Consider the following 21,571-nt stretch of genomic DNA (forward strand, 5'->3'; position numbering starts at 1 on the left):
CTACAAGCCTACAAGCCTACAAGCCTACAAGCCTACAAGCCTACAAGCCTACAAGCCTACAAGCCTACAAGCCTACAAGCCTACAAGCCTACAAGTAGCTTATTATCTAAATATCAACCTTGCAAATTTATTTGGGGAGGTTGTTAATGGCTATTTTTAAAACTGAAGATATTGTTAGAGATGAAGCAGGAAAAATTCTTGGTTTTGACCATAATTTAAAATCTACAACTTTAGGGATTGGAGTCGGGCAACTTACGACATTCAAACAACTCGGTTTTAAATCAGATAAAAAGCCTGATGGATGGTATTTACCTAGTAATTCTAATGATGTCGCAATAATTCTTGAAACAAAAAATAGTAACGAAGACATTAAAAAAGAAAAATGGATTGATGAATTATTTTCTAATATAGACATTATTTCAAGTAAATATAAAAAGATTATTGGTATTCTCTATAATGGCTATAATGTTGATGTATATAAAAATAAAGAACTAATCAATACAGCTAAAACTCTTCAAGATAAACAATACTATATAGATCTATTTAAAGATAACAGCATAGACAAAAATAAAATCTATTCTTTAACTAAAAAAATTAATGATTTATTACACTTCAAATTCGGTATTAAAAATTTGTATCATCGAATGATTTTTACTGCATCCGCATTAGTGGTAGAGCGATTTGGCGGTAATTTAGGTGCAATTAAAAATAACGGTTATGAGCCATTTCGTAATAAAATTTACGATACATTAGCTAAGTCATTGCAGGAACATCGCAGGCAAAATCTAAAAATTGATATTTTGCTTGAAGTATATAGCGAAATTAGAATGAATGTCGTGGAAAACCAAGATGACATCAATTCTTTTATTGATAGCGTGATTGATATTTCCCATTCTGTTAATTCCAATAATTGGAATGGCGAAGATGTAATGGGGATTTTCTTTAATGAGTTTAACCGCTATAAGAAAAAATCTGAGAGTGGGCAAGTATTTACCCCTGAGCATATTACCTCTTTTATGTATGACTTAATCGGAGTTAGCCATAACGATAAAGTGCTAGATGCCACCTGTGGTAGTGGCGGATTTTTAGTGAAAGCAATGGCAAATATGATTAAAGAAGTGGGTGGTATAAATACTATTGAAGCAGAAAATATCAAGAAAGATCAGTTATTCGGTATAGAGTTTGACAGAGAAATTTTCGCGTTAGCCTGTGCCAATATGCTCATTCATAAAGACGGAAAAACCAACCTAGAGCAGCTAGATACAAGAGAAACACAAGCTTGTGAATGGATAAAATCCAAACCAATAACTAAAGTATTGATGAACCCTCCGTATGAGCGTAAATATGGTTGTAAAAAAATTGTAGAAAATGTACTTGAAAATGTGCCAGTAGGGACAAAATGCGCCTTTATCTTACCTGATAAAAAACTGGAAAAAGACAAAATGAGCAATTTGCTCAAAAAACATACTCTAGAGAGTATTATTAAATTACCTGAAAATCTATTCGATGCAGGCGTTACCACCAGCATTTTTGTGTTTGAAGCAGGCAAACCGCAGAATAAACGAAAAGTTTTTGCTTGCTATATGGAAGATGACGGCTTGGAGCGAGTGAAAAACCAAGGGCGACACGACATTAAAAATCGCTGGGCTGAGATTGAACGCTATTGGCTAGATGTAGTATTGATGAAAAAAGACGAAAAATACAAAACACATCAATGGTTAGATCCACTCGAATGTTTATCATATCAAAAACCACAAAAAGAATTTGAGATCTTTGAAGAAGATTTCAAAAAAGTCATCTTAGACTATATCTTATTTGAAGATGGTATTGATGTGAAAACCTTTAATGATAATCTGCTCAATAAAGTTTTATACCAATCAGAGATCGAAAATAATAAGCTCGTATTAAACCTAAAAGGGAAAAGCAATGAATAAATTAGATATTTCAGGTTGGAAAGAGTTTGTTATTGGCAAATTATTTGAGATTAAACGCCCTGATAGTCGGAGTATTAAACAATATGAAGATGGCTCAGTACCTTTTGTGTCATCAGGCAATTTTAATAATGGTATTGATAAATTTGTTACACCTTTCAGTGATGAATGTTTAGATAGAGGTAATTGTATAACGATTAGTCCTGTTGATGGTAGTTGTTTTTATCAACCAACAGATTTTCTTGGTCGTGGAGGAGGGGGAAGCTCAATCATTTTGCTATATAACGATAATCTTAATGAAAAAAATGGTATGTTTATAAGTACAATTTTAAGAAAAACATTAAGTAGACTTTATGAATATAATGATATGGGAAGTTCTAATTCAATTAAACAAGAAAAAATAAAATTACCAGCTACGGCGAACAATCAACCAGACTGGGAATATATGGAGAACTACATTAAGCGGTTATATTTTATAAAGAGAGGTGGTATTTCTACCGTTGTAAACTATGTAGGAAAACCAACAACAAAACGTGTAGACATAACAAAGTGGGGAACTTTTCAAATTGGTGAATTATTTGAAATTAAAAAACCTGAAGTTATCCACTCAAAAAATGTTCAAGAATGTAATTTGCAAAATGAATCTGATAGCATCCCTTATGTTGTGAGAACAAAATTTAACAATGGAATAAAATGCAATATTATTAAGACATCAGAAATGCAACCTACAATATCAGGCGTTATTTCATTTGGAGCAGAAAATACCGTTTTTTTCTACCAAGAGAAAGAATTTGTCTCAGGTAGGGATATTTATTATATAGACACAAGTTATTTATCTAAAAACACTTGTTTGTTCTTGGTAGCTTGTTTGAATACTATTACTCATAAATATTCATATAATAATGGACTATTTCCAGACTTACTTAGAAAAGAAAATATTTCCCTACCCATAACTAATCAAAATACTCCAGATTGGAAATATATGGAAGACTATATAAGCTGTTTATTTCAGCAACAAAATAATAGTTTACAACAGCTACTTTAAAATATATAAGCAATCCCTTTCGGGATTGCTTTTTATTCTTGCAAATCGATCAAGTTTCGATCTAAAATACTGCCTACTTTAGGCAAATCTTCTCGTTTGCTTTTTCATATTTAATTCGTTCAACCAATTTAGCAAGAGAAACATGACTTATTGACTATAAAACAATAAGTTGGAGCTTGATTATGTACGTTGAACGAAAAGATGAAAAACAACAAGAAAAAAACATCACCTCTCTTACTTTCTGCACTTCGCAATCTCTCTGCGTTAGCTATTTACGATTTATCTGATACCGAAATACTCATTCTTCTTAAAAATGCTCGTTGGGGAAATTCTCATTGTTTTCATACTGTTCAATGTCCTCGTTGTCAGATTGAGCATAAAGCCTATTTTATTTCTTCTCGTAAGCAATGGCAGTGCAAACATTGCCAACATCGTTTTTCTGTAAAAAGTGGTACGATTTTTCAGCACACTAAACTTTCCCTAAAAAAGCTACTATTATCGGTTTATTATTTCACTATCAATAGTAAAGGGATTTCTGCTCTTAACTTATCTCGTTATATTGGCGTGCAATATAAAACATCATGGGCATTATTCATATTGATGGTTGTTATGTGAATAACTACCTTCGCCCAAAAAATTTTAAACATAAGCGAATTGATAGACGTAAGAGATGTCACCAACGTAAAGATAAATCCTGCGTTATGGTTTTCCGTCAACAAGCTGCAAATCAGGAAATAATAAAAGGAGCCGACCGCACTCTCGTTGCATTAGTTAAAGAGGAAAATGCTGATGATATGCTTGCTTTAACACATCGCTTAGTCGCACCAAAATCTACAATTTGTGCTGATGAAAATCCTGCTTATGATGGCTTGGCATTTCACTATGACTTATGTCGCGTAAACCATTCGCAAGAATATTGCTCGATTGACGGCACCACCAATAACCTAGCTGAATCCTTCTTTGCACGATTTAGAAGAATGATTATGGGTGTGTATCATAAGATGGGAAATAATTACATGATGCACTATGCGAATGAAACCGCATGGCGTGAGGATTTTCGTTACCAGTCAGATAAAGACAAATTCGACAACGTACTAAAACGCTGTTTGAAAGCCAGACCTTCACGAGATTTAACTGGCTACTGGCAGGGAAATAAGAAACCTACGGCAAAATTTGGATTGGAAAGTTTATGTTTGGAAGCCTCAAACAATAACCAATATTTAGCCGTAGCCTAAACAATTTAAAGCAACACAAGGAGCAATAATGGAAACCATGACACACACTCCACTTAACGTGGATTTAAAAAAGATGGACTATGAAACATTCAAAACTTTTATGCGAGAACTGGCTCAGATGTATTCAAACGTAAAAGATGATGCCTATCTGTTGTTCTATCACAATTTGCGAGACCTTGCGAAAGAAGTCAGTACTTTACCCCGTAATCCATTGATATTTTATGGAGCCTATGAAATCGCTAATAATCAGATAGTCGTGGCGATATTTGAAATGCAATTTACCGATGAAGTGTTTGAAACCGAAGAAGGGAAACCTTATCAGATGCTTTCTATTATTAGTAGTTTTGCAGAAGATAAAATCTATCTACGTTGCCCGACAAAAATTAGAGAACACCTCACTCAACCTGAATACGTTGCTCTCTGCGAACAGGCTTACCCTGCAATGATGGAACAAATGCTACTAGAGGAGCAACGAGAAAGACTGTTTAGAAGAAAACGGAAAAGTGAGTAATGGAAAAATAAGTAGAATTCTGTAAAATACATTTATAAAAAATAATGCCCTTATCGAAATAAGGGCATTTTTATATGGTATTGTTTAAATTTTGGTCTTTGTGCAACTGCTACATAATACCGAAAAATACTCTTATTTTTACCGCACTTTTCCTATAAAAACTTAAACTCCGTCCACTGATAATACCGCTCATTGGCTTTTTGAATCCCGCCATAATTTTGCCATTCGGGGTGATTCGGCGTATCCGGTAAACATTGTGTCTCTAATGCAATTCCGGAAAAATCGGCATATTTCCCCCCATCTCGGGCTGGTGTGCCGGCAAGATAATTTCCCGTATAAACCTGCAACGCGGCTTGGGAGGTTCGCACTTCAAGACTTAAATCCCCATTTGGAGAGCTCAACAAGACACAAGGTTTTTGCCATGCTTTATTCACGATAAAAGAATGATCATAACCTTTAGTCAGGCTCTGACCGCCTTGCAAAAAATCTTGTTTAATCTGCTTAGTCAGTCGAAAATCAAAACTTGTTCCTACCACATGTTTAAGCGGAGAATTAGGAATGCCATCACTATTTACCGGCAAATAAAAATCTGCGTTCAAACGTAAACGATGTTCTCGTATATCTGTACCTTGTTCGGCATTTTCTAAATTAAAATAGGCATGATTGGTCAAATTCAGTGCAGTATCTTTATCACTCAAACCTTCATATTCAATTTTGACAGCATTATCGTCTGTGAGTGTGTAAATCACGGTTACGTTTACATTTCCGGGAAACCCCTGCTCCCCGTCAGCAGAATTCAATGAAAAACAGACAAAATTTTCACCGCACTTTTCAATCATCCAACGACGTTGATCAAAACCTTTCCCACCGTGAAGTTGATGCAGCCCTTGATTGGCTTCCAGTTGAATTATTTCTCCGTTTAATTCGAACTGTGCGTTTGCAATGCGGTTAGCATAACGCCCTACACTCGCCCCCAAATAGGCATTCTGATTCGGATAATCTTCTACTTTGCAACCCAACAAGACTTCTCGCAATTCACCGTTTACCGGGACTTGACAGGAAATCCAAGTTGCCCCCCAATCCATCAATTTAATACACATTCCTTTTTCATTTTGCAAAGAGACAAGCTGATAAGGTTTACCATCAGGGGCATTGAATGCTGTTTTTTCTAACATAGTTTTCCTTAAATCACTCGTACACCCGGTGAAGCCTGACACACATAGAAAGTTTCTTTTAATCCGGTAGTTTTTTCATAATTATCTGCAATTATTTTACGCACAGCATCGACTTTATCCTGTGGCGCAAGGGCAACGATACAACCGCCAAAACCGCCCCCCGTCATTCTTGTGCCCCCCTGTTTACCAATAGCCAACTGTACTAATTCTACTAAATAATCAATTTGTGGCACGGTAATTTCAAAATCATCACGCATTGAATCATGGGATTGCTCCATTAACTCACCCAAACGAATTAAATCGTTGCGTGTTAGCGCATCTACGGCATCCAATACTCGCTGATTTTCAGTCACAACGTGACGGGCACGTTTTGCCACAATCGGATCAAGTGCGGTCAATTCCGCCTCTTTTTCTTTAAATTGAGATACGGATACATCACGTAGCGCTTTCACACCGAAAAATGCCGCAGCTTTTTCACATTGCTGACGGCGAGTATTGTATTCGCCTGTGACTAAATCGTGAGGTACATTAGAATTAACGATAATCACAGCAATGTCATCCGGTACCGGTGTCGGTGTTGTTTCAAGGCTTCGGCAGTCTATCATTAGAAGATGATCTTTTTGTCCGAGTGCAGAAATAAGCTGATCCATATTGCCACAATTCGCACCGACAAATTGATTTTCGGCTTTTTGACCATTGAGCGCAATATCAATATGAGAAATGACTAAATCGCCTAATTGCTGACAAAATTTTCCCACTGCTACTTCAAGCGATGCTGATGAACTTAAACCGGAAGAAAGCGGTACGTTACCCGAAATGACAAGATCCGCCCCCTGTTTAAAATCCGGACAACGCTCTTGAACAAATTTCACTACGCCACGCACATAATTCGCCCATTTATGGGGGCTTTTTTCGATTCTTTTAACAAGGGAAAATTCATCGGTTTCATCCAAATCAGCCGCATAAACGTACCAAATATGATCATCACGTTTTTTACCGCTCACCGCCGTGCCAAAGTTTATCGCACAGGGCATGACAAAGCCTTCATTGTAATCCGTATGTTCCCCAATAATATTCACACGGCCCGGGGCGTAAACAGTGAGTGTGGGTTCTGTATCTAATTTCTGAGTGAAAATGTATTGGGATTTTTCTATTGGTGTCATTAAATATATCCTTCATTATTATAGGGATTTGAGAGTGACTTGATTATCACGTACAAGTAATGCTTCATTATTACTGATAGGAGATAACGGCAAAGTAGAGAGTAAGTATCAATTATTTTCTGTGCCGCATCTTCGATGAAGATAAAAATAATTCCTTCATATTTACTCTCCATCTATACCTGTTATCGCTATTTGTTGAAATAAAGTGCGGTTATTTTTCACCGTGTTTTTTTAATCCTATCGCATTGTGTAATGCATCTCGCTCAACGCTCTCAATCTGTCTGCAGCCTGCTCTGCGGTCAAATCACGTTGGCTTTCACCAAGCATTTCATACCCCACCATAAATTTTCGTACCGTGGCAGATCGTAAAAGCGGTGGGTAAAAATGCGCATGGAGCAGCCAGTGTTCATTTTCTTCACCATTAAAAGGAGCAGCATGAAATCCCATCGAATAGGGGAAGGAAGTTTCAAATAAATTATCGTATTTTGTGGTCAGTTTTTTCAGAATTAAAGCTAAATCTTTGGCTTGTGATTCGCTGAGTTCCGTTAAACGTTTAATATGTGTTTTTGGTAACAGCAAAGTTTCAAAAGGCCACACTGCCCAATAAGGCACGAGAGCCACCCAACATTCGGTTTCCACCACAATCCGCTCTTTTAATTCAAGCTCACGCTTTACATAATCCAACAACATAACAGAACCGTATTTTTGCCAATAACGACGCTGGTTTTTATCTTCACCGGCTACTTCATTTGGTAAGAAACTGTTTGCCCAAATTTGTCCATGGGGATGAGGATTGGAACAGCCCATCGCCGCTCCCTTATTTTCAAAAATCTGCACCCATTGATATTTTACCCCAAGTTCCCGAAGTTGCATTTGCCAAACTTTAATTACTTCTTCAATTTCAAGTGCGGTCAATAATGGTAAAGTTTTGCTATGATCCGGTGAAAAACAAATTACTCTACTCTCTCCACAAGCCTGTGAGCTTTGAAAAAGCGGATCATTTGATTTTTCCGGTGCGGGAGTATCCTCTAGAAGTGCAGAAAAATCATTTTTGAATACATAGGGTTTACAGTAATCAGGATTTTGCTCCCCTGTAATACGTTTATTGCGTGGGCAAAGATAACAATTCGGATCATGGCTTGGTTTCTGCTCTTCTACGACTTTTTCTTGCTGCCCCTGCCATGGACGTTTGGCCCGATGCGGTGAAACCAAGACCCATTGATCAATTAACGGATTATAACGACGGTGCGGATGTTCCGTTGGCTCAAATAATCTATCACTCATGTATATCCCTTAATCTATTAATTTGTAATCGGTTACATTTTATTGATGTTGTAAGATACCTAACTTCCGAACAATAAACCGTGATCCATATCACAAAATTAGAATTTTAAGGGATTTTTTTGTGATCTATATTACAAATTTAAAAAGTAAACGTTTTCAATATTATACTAAGTTATTATGATGGGTAGTGATAAGTTAAGAAGAAAGAGGGCATATTATGAGTACGATTCATGATGTTGCAACGATCGCTAAGGTTTCCGTTGCAACAGTATCTCGTGTGTTAAATAACCATCCGTCAGTCAGTAAAAAAACCCGTCTTTCCGTACAAAATGCGATCTCTCAGTTAAGTTATCAGCCTAATGCCAATGCACAGGCACTTGCCATACAAAATACCGATACGATTGGTGTAGTGGTAACAGATGTAACGGATTCTTTTTTTGCTATTTTAGTGAAAGCTGTAGATAAAGTGGCCGAATCCCATAATAAAACGATTTTAATCGGTATTGGTTATCATCATGCAGAAAAAGAACGTGAAGCAATTAATACGTTATTACGTAAACGTTGCAGCTGTTTGGTTGTCCATTCTAAAGCGCTCTCCGATGAAGAACTTAAAGATTACCTCAATAAAGTGAAAGGAATGGTGGTGATTAATCGTGTTATTAAAGGTTATGAAAATCGTTGTGTAAGCTTGGATAATCAAAAAGGCACTTATATTGCGACAGAAATGCTCATTCAATGCGGGCATAAAAATATTGCTTATATCGGTTCGAATCATGCTATTTTTGATGAAGTTGAGCGTCAAACCGGCTATCTGGAAGCCCTAAAAACGCACAATTATCCCATCGTCAAACATGCAATCGTACACAACTCTCCAGATTTTGAAGGAGGAGAACAGGCAATGATTGATTTACTCAGTTACAATAAAGATTTAACCGCCGTTGTTGCTTACAATGATTCCATGGCTGCCGGTGCAATTTCTGTACTAAATGAAAACAATATCAAAATACCAAGTCAATTTTCCATTATCGGGTTTGATGACATGCCAATTGCACGTTATTTAATACCTAAACTAACAACAATACGCTATCCCATTGATCTAATGGCAACTTATGCTGCCAATTTGGCCTTAAGCCTAGTTGATGAAAATATTTCAACTCCTGCAACTATTCAGTTTAACCCAACATTGGTCCGTCGTTTTTCAGTAGAACAGGCAAATTAAAACGTGATCAAGATCACAAATATCAACATTGTTTTGTAATCGTTTTCATTTATGTGAGTTTGATCACAGACTTACAAGGATTTGATAAGTATTATTCCAAAAGAATTATGACATTTGTGATAATAGCATACAGTGTCGCCCTCTTTATTCACATCAACCTTCCAATTAGGAGTGTTTTATGAAAAAAACAGCAGTATTAAGTGCAATCGCTTTAGCAGTAGGTTTAGGCTCTGTTACAGCAAGCTACGCAGCTAATAACCGTATTGGTGTCACCATTTATAAATATGATGACAATTTTATGTCATTAATGCGTAAAGAGATTAATAAAGAAGCGAAAACATTACAAGACATTGAGTTATTAATGAACGACTCCCAAAATGCTCAATCGATCCAAAACGACCAAGTTGATGTATTACTTTCTAAAGGTGTGAAAGCGCTTGCAATCAACTTAGTGGACCCAGCTGCTGCACCAACCATTATTGGTAAAGCTAAACCGGATAATATCCCTGTGGTATTCTTCAATAAAGATCCCGGGGCAAAAGCACTCGGTAGCTATGAGCAGGCTTACTATGTCGGTACAGATCCAAAAGAATCGGGAATTATCCAAGGTAACTTAATTGCAAAACAATGGAAAGCAACACCTGAATTTGATTTAAACAAAGACGGTAAAATCCAATTTGTATTACTCAAAGGCGAACCGGGTCATCCTGATGCGGAAGCCCGTACAAAATATGTGATTGATGAGTTAAATAAACAGGGTATTCAAACCGAACAATTATTCATTGATACCGGTATGTGGGATGCCGCAATGGCAAAAGACAAAGTGGATGCTTGGTTATCCAGCTCTAAAGCCAATAATATTGAAGTAATTATCTCGAACAACGATGGTATGGCGTTAGGTGCACTGGAAGCAGTAAAAGCTCACGGTAAAAAATTACCGATTTTCGGTGTAGATGCGTTACCTGAAGCATTACAACTTATCAAGAAAGGGGAGCTAGCAGGTACGGTATTAAATGATGGCGTAAATCAAGGTAAAGCGGTTGTTCAATTAGCCAATAATCTTGCTCAAGGTAAAACCGCTAATGAAGGCACCAAATGGGAATTAAAAGATCGTGTTGTTCGTATCCCCTATATCGGTATAGATAAAGATAATTTAGGTGAATTCTTAAAATAACACTAATATCAATGATGTAACCTTTAGGGGAAGTATTGCTACTTCCCCTATTCCAAATGAGGTTGGATATGACAATTCAAGATTTAAGTCAAAGTAGCGAAGTGCTGCTTACGATGACCAATGTCAGTAAATCCTTTCCGGGTGTAAAAGCCTTAGATAACGCAAACTTAACCGTTCGCTCTCATTCTGTTCATGCCTTAATGGGAGAAAATGGGGCGGGAAAATCCACATTGTTAAAATGTTTGTTCGGCATTTACGCTAAAGATGAAGGTGAGATTCTTTTCTTAGGTAAACCCGTCAATTTTAAAACATCAAAAGAAGCCCTGGAAAACGGTATTTCTATGGTGCACCAAGAACTCAATCTCGTACGCCAGACCAGTGTTATGGATAACCTTTGGCTTGGGCGTTATCCGCTAAAAGGGCCATTTGTCGATCACGCAAAAATGTACCGTGATACCAAAGCTATTTTTGATGAATTGGATATTAATATCAATCCAAAAGAAAAAGTCGCAAAACTTTCTGTTTCTCAAATGCAGATGATCGAAATTGCGAAAGCCTTCTCTTATGATGCCAAAATCGTCATTATGGATGAACCCACCTCCTCACTCTCTGAAAAAGAAGTAGAGCATCTGTTTAAAATTATTCAACAACTAAAAGATCGGGGATGTGGCATTATTTATATTTCCCACAAAATGGATGAAATTTTCAAAATTTGTGATGAAATTACTATTTTACGCGATGGAAAGTGGATCAATACCGTACCGGTAAAAACCTCCAGTATGGAACAAATTGTTTCAATGATGGTAGGACGAGAACTTACTCAGCGTTTCCCTGAAAAAACGAACCTCCCAAAAGAGGTTGTGCTTAAAGTCGAACATTTAACCGCCGTGAACCAACCTTCCATTCAAGACATTTCTTTTGAATTACGTAAAGGTGAAATTTTAGGTATCGCAGGCTTAGTCGGTGCAAAACGTACAGATATTGTCGAAGCCATTTTCGGGGTACGAGAGCTCAAAACCGGTACAATTAAATTACACGATAAAATTGTCAAAAATCGAACCGCACTTGAAGCAATTAATAACGGTTTTGCCCTCGTCACCGAAGAACGCCGCACCACAGGGATTTATTCCAATCTAAGTATTGAATTCAATTCTTTGATTTCAAATATGAAATCCTACCTTACGCCTTGGAAATTACTTAGTAATAAAAAAATGCGTAGCGATACCCAATGGGTAATTGACTCTATGAATGTGAAAACACCTTCACACAAAACCACGATTGGCTCTCTTTCCGGTGGTAATCAACAAAAAGTTATCATTGGTCGCTGGTTACTTACCCAACCTGAAATTTTGATGCTTGATGAACCGACACGTGGTATTGATATCGGTGCTAAATTTGAAATTTACCAGCTTATTCAAGAACTTGCCAAAAAAGACAAAGGTATCATTATGATTTCCTCTGAGATGCCGGAGTTATTAGGGACAACCGATCGGATTCTCGTGATGAGTAACGGTCGGGTTGCAGGCATTGTGGAGACGGCAAAAACTTCCCAAGAAGAAATTTTGCAGTTGGCAGCGAAATATTTATAACAACAAAAGGAACGAGTTATGAGTGCCTTAGAAAAAAATAAATCCTTTGATCTTTTAAAACAAAATGCAATCTATTTTGTGCTACTAATTTTACTCGGTATTATCATTGCACAAGATCCAACTTTCTTAAATCTTATCAATTTTAGTAATATTCTCACCCAATCCTCCGTGCGTTTAATTATCGCCTTGGGTGTGGCGGGATTATTGGTGACCCAAGGCACTGACCTATCTGCCGGTCGTCAGGTTGGTTTAGCCGCTGTAATTTCTGCAACGATGTTACAGTCTATGGAAAATATGAATCGTGTTTTCCCTGATTTAGGTGAAATCCCAATTCCTGTTGTAATCCTAGCAGTTTGTGCCGTAGGCGCTGTTATTGGCTTAGTTAATGGCTTGGTTATTGCCTATCTAAACGTCACGCCATTTATTGCCACTATGGGAACAATGATCATCGTTTATGGTTTCAACTCCCTTTATTATGATGCAGTCGGTGGTTCACCTATCGCCGGTTTTAATGAAAACTTTTCTACATTCGCACAAGGATTCTTCCGAATCGGAAGCTTTAAACTTTCATATATCACGATTTACGCAGCCATTGCTTCATTTTTAGTGTGGATAATGTGGAATAAAACCCGTTTCGGTAAAAACATCTTTGCTATCGGTGGAAACCCAGAAGCCGCAAGGGTATCCGGTGTAAACGTTGCACGTAATCTTGTCATTATTTATATCATTGCGGGAATGTTCTATGCTTTCGGTGGTATGTTAGAAGCCGGTCGAATCGGTTCTGCAACCAATAACTTGGGCTTTATGTACGAATTGGATGCCATTGCAGCCTGTGTAGTTGGTGGTGTATCCTTCGCCGGAGGTGTGGGTACAGTAATTGGTGTAGTTACCGGTGTTATCATCTTTACCGTAATTAACTATGGTTTAACTTATATCGGCGTAAACCCTTATTGGCAATATATCATCAAAGGCAGTATCATTATTTTAGCTGTTGCAATAGACTCCTTAAAATACGCGAAGAAAAAATAACAAAACAATGAAAAAATAAACCGCACTTTTTAGGTGCGGTTTATTTTTAAACTGAAGTAAAAAAACTACTTTTCATTACCAATGATGATAACCTCTGTAATAACCAAATCCAATACTTGGCACAATAACCGGTGTTCTTTGATAAATAACCTTACTCCGGTTATCACTCGCATTCATTTTAATCGGATCGGAAATATCCTTTGCCGCTCTCGCTTTTTGTTCGGCAGTTACCGTGTTACCACTGGCTACACGAGCCTGATATTCTTGAACTGTTTTCATATCATAAATCCCCGAATCCTGCTGTGCGGGTGGTTGAGAATTACAAGCGACAAGAAATAATGCTGAACATATCATTAATAATTTTTTCATCTTTTACCCTTTTTACAGACCATTTTATCTAAAAGTTGTTTATTGCTATCCACTTTATCTTTAATAGTTTGCTTTGTTTGACTTTCTTCCCGCTCACGAATTTCCTTCTCTAATTGAGGGTTATTAATGACGTAAACAGGCATATACTGCACATTTTTAGGCTCATCTTGTCGATAAAGCGAAGCCCCAATAATTCCACCATAATATTGGCTATCATCACTCGGACTGAGGTAATTATTCGTAGAATTTGTAAAATCTACCCCATTATCGCCCTCAAAACCATTACATACTCCCTCACCTGATACAAAAACACTCCTGGAAGAAAAATCTTCATTTATTATATATACCTCAAACTCAACACTATTGGCTAAATTTTTTGCATCTTGTGTTGAAGTGCTCGGATCTAAAATGCGCTGTTCTTTACTATCAATATAGCGGATTAAGTTTTCCTGATCAGCCTCTCCCTGCCCACCAACAATCGTTTTGGCACTGACAAAGAATGATAAAGGTAAGAAAGATAATATAGAAAAACATAAGAGATTAGTATAATATTTCATGCTCCTCCTCATATTATTAATAAGTTTGATAGAATTCTATAGGTAAACCATCAGAATCCTTGCAGAAAGTATACTGCATTTTAGTATATTATAAATTCACAGGAAACACCCCTATTAGCTAAATAGGAGATACAAGATTCCATATCTCTCACTTTAACGCCAAATGTCGTAAACCACAAGCCTCCGAATAATTTAGCCTTTTAGGTGAATTTGGAAAAGAGAAAAGTTCAATTTTACTCCCATCAGGAAATTCTAAATCGAATTTATAACCGCCACGTTCAACCCGATAAGTTTCAACAATCATTCGCACCTAAAATTTCTATATAAAATTGCTTAGAACTCATGCAATCTGAAACAATAATCTCAACGTGATGAAGACCTTCAATTTCAAATATGATTAATTTTTTTCTGGTGTAATACTTTTTGATTTTTCCTGTTCTTGAATTTCTAACGCGTCTCGTGCTGCACGAATACTTTTTTCAATTAATGCTACCCGCTCATCATCTTTCGGCATTAAACGTAACATCATCGCCCAAGTTACTGCCGCCATTTTATAATCTTCCATTTCAAAATAACGAAATGCCAATAAACTTAATGCCTCAATATTGCTATGATCTTTGCGGATAACTTCGCGTAATAAATCACTGCCTTTTAGTTTATCCGTCGTGTCTTCTGAAAACATTAATACACGGGCATAGCCCAACTTATATTGCAAATTATCAGGCTCAAGTTTATTTGCTTTTTGATAGCTGTCGAATGCTAAACGGGCATCACCTAAATTCATTCCAATTTGACCTAGTAGCCACCATTTTTTGGCATCCTGTGGATTTTTCTGCAAATCTATACGAAGAGCGGTAGAAAATTGTTGCATTTCACTATCAGAAAGAGGATTCGTCTCTTCTTCTTTCATTCGATCATAAAAATAAGGCAATTTTGCATAAGTCTGCTCTAACATTGATTCTGCCTGCCAAGATCCAACCATAAAGTAACTTGTCCCTGCAATAATCCCGATTGCTAACACCCCTGAAGCAAACCAAATTTTGCCGTAAGACTTTTCACTTTGGATGTTTTTTTCTTCCTGATGGGGGACATCATCCAACAAGGTTTTCTGTAATTCTTGTTTAAGCAATTCTACATTTTCTACCAACCCTTGCGCATCATCCTGTTCGATTTCTTGCAAGCGTGAAAAATAGAGCGCTTTATTCAATTCATCACGTTTTTGCTCATTTTTTGTTTTAACTCGGCACAACAAAGGATAAAAACAAATTAACGCCACCAACAAGGTAATTGCGACTAAACTTAATGCAAAACTCATCTATTTATCCTTTTGATTTAGTAATTCCGCTAAACGTGCATTTTCTTCTTCCGTTAAAACGGCGTCGTTTTTGACCGCACTTTGCTTTTTCGGTTTTCGTTGTAGTAGGAAAAAAATGCCAAATAATATGAGAAATAATGGGGCAATCCATAGAATTAAGGTACTCGCCGTCATTGGTGGATCATAGGTCACAAAATTACCATAACGCGCCACCATATATTCTACGACATCATTTTTTGACTTCCCTTCTTGTAGTAACTCAAATACTTTGTTACGCATATCTACTGCAATCGTTGCATTAGAATCCGCAATATTATTATTCTGACATTGCGGACAACGCAAAGACTGCGTAAGCTGGTGGTAATCACTTTCTTGCTGTTGCGAACCAAAGCTCATAGCATCAATGGCGGAAAATGCCACTGAGCTAAATAAAAGTGCGGTTAAAAAAAGCCCTAATTTTTTCATTGTGGTTGCTCCGCGAGTTTGTCATAAATCGGTTTCAAGGTTTCCAACCACACTTTTTCGTTTACATCTCCAGCTAAACGATAATGAATAATGCCCTTACCATCCACAATAAAGGTTTCCGGCGCACCATATACCCCCAAATCTAAACCAAAAGATCCTTTCTCATCTTTCAACACAACTTGATAGGGATTACCTAAATCCTTTAACCACTTTATTGCTTTTGCCGAATCATCTTTATAGTTCAACCCAATAATACTCACGCCTTGTTGCGCAAGTTTATTTAAGTATTGATGTTCTGCGTAACAGGTTGGACACCAAGTTGCCCATACATTCAGCAGAATCGGTTTACCTTGGCGGAATAATTCCTTGTCATAGCTCTTATTTTCAAAGAGTTCCGTCAAGGTTTTCATCGGGATCGGTTTTCCAACCAATGCAGATTCCAAGGCTTTAATATCTTCACCTTGAGCATTACGGTGGAGCTGCACTAAAAAGGCAATCACCACTGCTGAAAAGAAGACAAGGGGAATCAATAATTTTTTTTTCATTTCTACTGCTCTTTTAAGTAAATACCGTTTCTTATTGAAAAGGCTAACGAGAAAAGGTTAATTACGCCATCCTTTCCAAGGGTTTCCGCTTTCTTAAGGAAGATTAAAAAAGACCGTTATTGGAAATAAATTATTTTTTTAATAATTTATTAAACCGATAACGTCTGTCGAACATACACAACAAACCGCCTAATGCCATAAATACGCCTCCAATCCAAATCCAGCGGATAAAAGGCTTATAATACAAACGCAATGCCCACGAATTATCATCAAGTTTTTCACCGAGTGCCACATATAAATCTCGCGTTAAACTACCATCGATAGCGGCTTCTGTCATGGACATACGACTCACTGTGTAAAAACGTTTTTCAGCGAACAAAGTCGCTTCCGGTTCTCCATCTTTTGTAATATCAATTTGCGCTTTACCACCAATATAGTTGGGACCATTAGCATCACTGACACCGACAAATTTGAAATCGTAACGACCGATTTGCGCGCTATCCCCCACCTGCATCCGTACATCACGTTCCACACTAAAATTTTGGCTAAAAGCAATGCCCCATACCGTCATTGCCACGCCTAAGTGTGCAAATAACATTCCCCAATGGGAGCGGGACAATTTACGCACGCCGACAAAAAATGATTCACGATAAGTTGCCCGTTGCTGCAATTCGTAAAGTGCGAGTAACAGGATGATGATCGTCATCATTGAACCAAGAACGGCGCTTACTGTAATCTTATCTTGCAAGATATAAGGTAAAACAACCCCTGCAATCAGCATGATAAGAACACTGATTATCACAGGTGTTCGAATTGCTGAGAATTGATCCCGTCGCCATTTTACTAACGGTCCGATACCAAGCAATAGGGCAAACGGTGTCATAATAATCAAGAACATTTGATCAAAAAACGGTGCACCAATTGAAATTGTTCCCAACCCCAACTGCTTATGCACCAAGGGTAGCAATGTGCCTAAGAACACCACGCAAAGTGCGGTCATTAATAGAATATTATTTAACAACAGCATACTTTCACGGGAATAACGTTCGGCATTATCACGTGAGCGAATTTGGCTTCCCTTATAGGCATAAAGAGCAAGGGAGCCGCCAATGACAATAACAAGATACGCCAAAATATACAAACCGCGTGTCGGATCGGAAGCAAAAGCATGAACAGAGACTAAAATTCCCGAGCGCACTAGGAATGTACCGAGTAAACAAAGGGAAAAAGCTAAAATCGCGAGGAGTACCGTCCAAGCTTTAAATGAACCGCGTTTTTCTGTTACCGAAAGAGAATGAATCAGGGCTGTACCGGCTAACCAAGGCATAAAGGAGGAGTTTTCAACAGGATCCCAGAACCACCAGCCGCCCCAACCGAGTTCATAATATGCCCACCAAGAACCGAGTACGATACCAAGCGTTAAGAATACCCATGCGGCAAGGGTCCAAGGTCGAGACCAACGAGCCCAAGCGGAATCAAGTTTACCGGTCATTAAAGAAGCAATCGCAAAGGCGAAAGCGACAGAGAAACCGACATATCCCATATAAAGTAACGGCGGGTGGAAAATCAATCCTACATCTTGCAACATCGGGTTAAGTTCTTTTCCATCCACAGGAAAATCAGGGAAGGTGCGTGTGAATGGGTTTGACGTAAATAAAACAAATAATACGAAACCCACGCTAATAATTCCCATAATTCCAAGGACTCTCGCCGCAGCTTCTTGAGGTAAATGTTTACTTAACAATGCCACTGCCACAGACCAAAGGGCAAGCAGCCAAATCCAAAGCAATAATGAACCTTCATGTGATCCCCAAACAGCAGACAAACGATAATAAATCGGCAGGGTACTGTTAGAATTATTCACTACATATTGCACACTGAAATCATTGACGGCAAATAAATAAAATAGCGCAACAAAAGCAATGGTTAGACTAACAAACAATCCATAAGTCATTGGTCGAGCCAACACCATTAATTGGGTATTCCCCTTCTCAGCCCCCCATAATGGAAAAATTGCGAGCATTAACGACACGGCAAGACTCAAAGCAAGCGCATAATTTCCAATTTCAGCGATCATTTGCTGCCTTCTTGTTTTTCTTGACGATCACGCATACTTTCACCTTTCAAATCCGCCTCATCTACACCCATCGGTTTATGTACTTTTTGCATTTTTTCGCCTAATTCAGGCGGTACATAGTTTTCATCGTGCTTGGCCAGCACTTCAGTGGCAGTCAATACCGTCGGTTCGGTTAATACACCTTGTGCAACAATACCCTGTCCCTCACGGAAAAGATCGGGCAAAATCCCTTCATATTCTACGGTAATGGCAGGTCCGATATCGTTTAAATCAAACCGTACTTTCAAACTTTTAGGATCACGTTCTACCGTACCTTCAACCACCATTCCACCAACGCGGATACGCTGACCGACTTCCGGTTTTTGATTCGGGTTATTATCTTTACCCAAAATCACTTCCGATGGGGTATAGAATAAATCAATATTCTGACGCAACGCATACAGTACCAAGCTACTTGCAATCGCAATACCAACTACAACAAAAACAACTAATTTAAGTCTGGATTTACGTCTAGGATTCATAGTGTATTTCCTTTATTGTTAGCTTGTTGTAAGCGTGCTTCACGTTGGGTTTCACGCAACACATTTTGTAAAATAGTTTTATGTTGTTTGAAACTTTGTATGATCAGCGCAACAATCGCTACCAAACTAATGCCATAAGAGAGCCATACATAAAAACCGTAGCCCCCCATATCAAAAAAATCACTCCAAGTTTGGAAAAACATTTTTATTCCCCTTAAAAAATATTAAAAACTATTTATTACAATTCTTTGCCAAGTCCTTCACCCACGGACGTTTTGCATCTTCTCTTAATAATTCCGCACGATAACGAACAAGAGTAAGCCAAATATATAAAGCTAAAAAACCAAAGATACATAAAATCAATGGGATTAACATAGGCGTGGCAATAGACGGTTTTTCAAATTTTGTAATACTTGCGCCTTGGTGAAGCGTATTCCACCATTCCACAGAAAAATGAATGATCGGTAAAATGACTACTGTGGTAATACACAAAATGCCCGATGCTTTTGCACCGATCGCCCGATCAGAAAAACTGGAATAAAGAGCAAGGATACCAAGATATAAAAAGAAGAGGATTAATTCAGCCGTCAGACGCGCATCCCACACCCACCAAGTTCCCCACATTGGTTTACCCCAAATCGCACCGGTAATCAGTGCGAGAAAGGTGAATAATGCCCCAATAGGTGCCATAGCAATCATTGCCAAATGTGCTTGTTTGATTTGCCACACCAAAGCGATCACTGCCGCCATTGCCATTGAACCATACACGCCCATTGACCAAATCGCTGTCGGCACATGTATATACATGATTCTGAAACTATTGCCCTGTTGATAATCTGCAGGCGCATAAGCCAAGCCCCACACGATGCCGACACTTAACAATAACAAACTCAATAGCGCGAACACTGGGCTCAATTTACCGCAAATTCGATATTGGGTTTCCGGTTTAGCGTAAGGATGTAACCAGTTCCACATAAAAAAGCCTCTCAAAAATCAAAAGAAAAACAACCGCACTTTCGTACAGTTGCCAAATTAATTATCCAAACTAATACGCAATGCCGCCGCCACCGCAAAAGGCGAAAACGTGATTGCACCTACCATCATCGCACCGAGAATCGCAAGTTGTCCCATATAAGGCAGATTCAAACCTGCCGCATCAAGTACGGAGGATGCGAAAATCAGCACGGGAATAAACAACGGTACCACAAGCAAACTGAGTAGTACGCCGCCCTTGCGTAATCCTACCGTTAATGCGACACCAATTGCACCGATACAACTCAACACCGGCGTGCCAAGAAGCAAGGTGAGTGCTAATGCCCACCAAAGATGTATTTCAAGAGAAAGTAACAATGCCGCAATCGGTGAAAGTAAAATCAACGGTAAACCGGTTAAAAGCCAATGAGCGATCACTTTAGACAACGCCGTTAATACTAAAGGTTGCTTGGTTAGCATTAATTGCTCAAGCGAACCGTCAATAAAATCATCACGGAACAAACGTTCAAAAGAAAGCAACGCTGAAAGTAAAGCCGCCACCCAAGCAATCCCCGGTGCAATGCGTGAAAGTAATTTTGGATCAGGTCCAATCACAAGTGGAAATAACGTAATGACAATCAAAAAAAACCATAGCGGATTTAAAATTTCTGAGCGTTTACGCATCGCAATTTTTAATTCACGTTTAATTATTTCTAGAAAAATCATTCATTTATTCCGCTTTATACTGTGCTAAATTAAGTTTTTGTAAACGCATACTTGGCACATCTTGATGACTTGTTATTAATACAATACCACCTTGTTTTGCATGCTCATCAAAAAGTGCGGTCAAAATTTCCACGCCTTTTTTATCAATCGCCGTAAAAGGCTCGTCTAAAATCCATAAGGGCGCATACGATAGCCATAATCTTGCCAATGCAATACGCCGTTGTTGTCCTGCTGAAAGCTGTGCTGCTGGTAGATCTTCACGCCCTAAAAGTCCAATTTTTTCCAAGACATTCCAAAGCGCGTTCTCACTCTGCTCTGCTTGGCTAATACGTTGATAGAACTGTAAATTCTCCAATGCTGTTAGTTCCGGCTTTACACCTGAAAAATGCCCTAAATAAAGTAAATCCTGATAATAAATTTCCCGTTGCTTAGAAATAGATTCAGAATTCCACTGTACTTCTCCTGCTATCGGTTGCGCAAGACCAGCCAAAATACGTAATAAACTGGTTTTTCCAATGCCGTTATGCCCCTCAATTTGCACAAAATCACCACTCGTAAAATTGTGCGATAAACCGCCAAAAAGCAAGCTCTCACCGCGTTGGCAAGCAAGCTCTTTAATAGATAGATTATGGGATTTAAACATAAAGAAAAACACGAATACTAAATTGG

The 21,571-nt window shown here is 38.1% G+C and carries 21 protein-coding genes and 2 pseudogenes; 8 read left to right on the plus strand and 15 right to left on the minus strand.

The features are described from left to right. Window positions 1–146: 146 nt before the first annotated feature. From A3GE_RS0100010 to A3GE_RS0100025, 4 genes and pseudogenes are all read left to right on the plus strand, one after another. Window positions 147–1,934 carry an HsdM family class I SAM-dependent methyltransferase gene (locus A3GE_RS0100010; protein ID WP_018355232.1) on the plus strand — a complete coding sequence of 596 codons (1,788 nt, stop codon included), beginning with the start codon at window positions 147–149 and terminating at the stop codon, window positions 1,932–1,934. Continuing rightward, complete coding sequence (locus A3GE_RS0100015) at window positions 1,927–2,976, plus strand: restriction endonuclease subunit S (RefSeq protein ID WP_018355233.1); 1,050 nt, start codon at window positions 1,927–1,929, stop codon at window positions 2,974–2,976. Before A3GE_RS0100010 ends, A3GE_RS0100015 begins: the two co-directional genes overlap by 8 nt. 201 nt (window positions 2,977–3,177) lie before the next feature. Continuing rightward, window positions 3,178–4,211, plus strand: a pseudogene (locus A3GE_RS11360) (IS1595 family transposase). A 28-nt stretch (window positions 4,212–4,239) separates the two neighbouring features. Then, window positions 4,240–4,722, plus strand: coding sequence for a hypothetical protein (locus A3GE_RS0100025; RefSeq protein WP_018355234.1), 483 nt, complete (start codon window positions 4,240–4,242; stop codon window positions 4,720–4,722). Window positions 4,723–4,874: 152 nt separating this feature from the next. On the opposite strand, the gene galM is transcribed toward A3GE_RS0100025, so the two are convergent. The 3 genes from galM to galT form a co-directional block, all read right to left on the minus strand. After that, complete coding sequence (gene galM / locus A3GE_RS0100030; RefSeq protein ID WP_018355235.1) at window positions 4,875–5,897, minus strand: galactose-1-epimerase; 1,023 nt, start codon at window positions 5,895–5,897, stop codon at window positions 4,875–4,877. 8 nt (window positions 5,898–5,905) lie between these two features. Then, window positions 5,906–7,060 (minus strand): galactokinase, encoded by a 1,155-nt coding sequence (gene galK, locus A3GE_RS0100035; RefSeq protein ID WP_018355236.1) that lies wholly within the window; start codon window positions 7,058–7,060, stop codon window positions 5,906–5,908. A 237-nt stretch (window positions 7,061–7,297) separates the two neighbouring features. After that, a complete protein-coding gene (gene galT / locus A3GE_RS0100040) occupies window positions 7,298–8,344 on the minus strand; it encodes a galactose-1-phosphate uridylyltransferase (protein ID WP_018355237.1) in 1,047 nt (348 codons plus the stop codon). 217 nt (window positions 8,345–8,561) lie between these two features. Here galT and A3GE_RS0100045 point away from each other — a divergent pair, with 217 nt between their 5' ends. From A3GE_RS0100045 to mglC, 4 genes are all read left to right on the plus strand, one after another. Then, window positions 8,562–9,563 (plus strand): substrate-binding domain-containing protein, encoded by a 1,002-nt coding sequence (locus A3GE_RS0100045; RefSeq protein ID WP_018355238.1) that lies wholly within the window; start codon window positions 8,562–8,564, stop codon window positions 9,561–9,563. 178 nt (window positions 9,564–9,741) lie between these two features. Then, window positions 9,742–10,737 carry a galactose/glucose ABC transporter substrate-binding protein MglB gene (mglB, locus tag A3GE_RS0100050; protein WP_018355239.1) on the plus strand — a complete coding sequence of 332 codons (996 nt, stop codon included), beginning with the start codon at window positions 9,742–9,744 and terminating at the stop codon, window positions 10,735–10,737. A 68-nt stretch (window positions 10,738–10,805) separates the two neighbouring features. Continuing rightward, window positions 10,806–12,326, plus strand: coding sequence for a galactose/methyl galactoside ABC transporter ATP-binding protein MglA (gene mglA, locus A3GE_RS0100055; protein WP_018355240.1), 1,521 nt, complete (start codon window positions 10,806–10,808; stop codon window positions 12,324–12,326). A gap of 18 nt (window positions 12,327–12,344) precedes the next feature. Further along, entirely contained in the window at window positions 12,345–13,355 is a 1,011-nt protein-coding gene (mglC, locus tag A3GE_RS0100060) for a galactose/methyl galactoside ABC transporter permease MglC (RefSeq protein WP_018355241.1), read from the plus strand. Window positions 13,356–13,430: 75 nt separating this feature from the next. Here the strand turns inward: mglC and A3GE_RS0100065 are convergent, their stop codons facing one another. The 12 genes and pseudogenes from A3GE_RS0100065 to ccmA all read right to left on the minus strand — a co-directional run bounded on the left by A3GE_RS0100065 (window position 13,431) and on the right by ccmA (window position 21,545). Beyond that, window positions 13,431–13,724 (minus strand): hypothetical protein, encoded by a 294-nt coding sequence (locus A3GE_RS0100065; RefSeq protein ID WP_018355242.1) that lies wholly within the window; start codon window positions 13,722–13,724, stop codon window positions 13,431–13,433. Beyond that, the gene (locus A3GE_RS10880) at window positions 13,721–14,281 is read right to left on the minus strand and encodes a DUF8095 domain-containing protein (protein ID WP_018355243.1); all 561 of its coding nucleotides are present in this window, start codon (window positions 14,279–14,281) and stop codon (window positions 13,721–13,723) included. Before A3GE_RS10880 ends, A3GE_RS0100065 begins: the two co-directional genes overlap by 4 nt. 16 nt (window positions 14,282–14,297) lie before the next feature. Then, window positions 14,298–14,625, minus strand: a pseudogene (locus A3GE_RS11365) (VOC family protein). A 53-nt stretch (window positions 14,626–14,678) separates the two neighbouring features. After that, window positions 14,679–15,596: a c-type cytochrome biogenesis protein CcmI gene (gene ccmI / locus A3GE_RS0100080; RefSeq protein WP_018355245.1), complete on the minus strand. Its 918-nt coding sequence runs from the start codon at window positions 15,594–15,596 to the stop codon at window positions 14,679–14,681. Continuing rightward, window positions 15,597–16,061, minus strand: coding sequence for a cytochrome c-type biogenesis protein (locus A3GE_RS0100085; protein WP_018355246.1), 465 nt, complete (start codon window positions 16,059–16,061; stop codon window positions 15,597–15,599). Continuing rightward, on the minus strand, window positions 16,058–16,606 hold the full coding sequence (locus A3GE_RS0100090) for a DsbE family thiol:disulfide interchange protein (RefSeq protein ID WP_018355247.1): 549 nt from the start codon (window positions 16,604–16,606) through the stop codon (window positions 16,058–16,060). Before A3GE_RS0100090 ends, A3GE_RS0100085 begins: the two co-directional genes overlap by 4 nt. Window positions 16,607–16,736: 130 nt before the next feature. Beyond that, entirely contained in the window at window positions 16,737–18,683 is a 1,947-nt protein-coding gene (locus A3GE_RS0100095; RefSeq protein ID WP_018355248.1) for a heme lyase CcmF/NrfE family subunit, read from the minus strand. Continuing rightward, window positions 18,680–19,204: a cytochrome c maturation protein CcmE gene (gene ccmE, locus A3GE_RS0100100; protein WP_018355249.1), complete on the minus strand. Its 525-nt coding sequence runs from the start codon at window positions 19,202–19,204 to the stop codon at window positions 18,680–18,682. Before ccmE ends, A3GE_RS0100095 begins: the two co-directional genes overlap by 4 nt. Beyond that, window positions 19,201–19,407 (minus strand): heme exporter protein CcmD, encoded by a 207-nt coding sequence (ccmD, locus tag A3GE_RS0100105; protein WP_018355250.1) that lies wholly within the window; start codon window positions 19,405–19,407, stop codon window positions 19,201–19,203. Before ccmD ends, ccmE begins: the two co-directional genes overlap by 4 nt. Before the next feature lie 28 nt (window positions 19,408–19,435). Then, entirely contained in the window at window positions 19,436–20,179 is a 744-nt protein-coding gene (locus A3GE_RS0100110; protein WP_018355251.1) for a heme ABC transporter permease, read from the minus strand. Window positions 20,180–20,236: 57 nt separating this feature from the next. Beyond that, window positions 20,237–20,902 carry a heme exporter protein CcmB gene (gene ccmB, locus A3GE_RS0100115; RefSeq protein WP_018355252.1) on the minus strand — a complete coding sequence of 222 codons (666 nt, stop codon included), beginning with the start codon at window positions 20,900–20,902 and terminating at the stop codon, window positions 20,237–20,239. Window positions 20,903–20,906: 4 nt separating this feature from the next. Further along, window positions 20,907–21,545, minus strand: a complete 639-nt coding sequence (gene ccmA, locus A3GE_RS0100120) for a cytochrome c biogenesis heme-transporting ATPase CcmA (RefSeq protein WP_018355253.1) — start codon at window positions 21,543–21,545, stop codon at window positions 20,907–20,909. Window positions 21,546–21,571 lie beyond the last annotated feature (26 nt).

The organism is Rodentibacter pneumotropicus DSM 21403 (assembly GCF_000379905.1).
GTDB classification, from domain to species: Bacteria; Pseudomonadota; Gammaproteobacteria; order Enterobacterales; family Pasteurellaceae; genus Rodentibacter; species Rodentibacter pneumotropicus.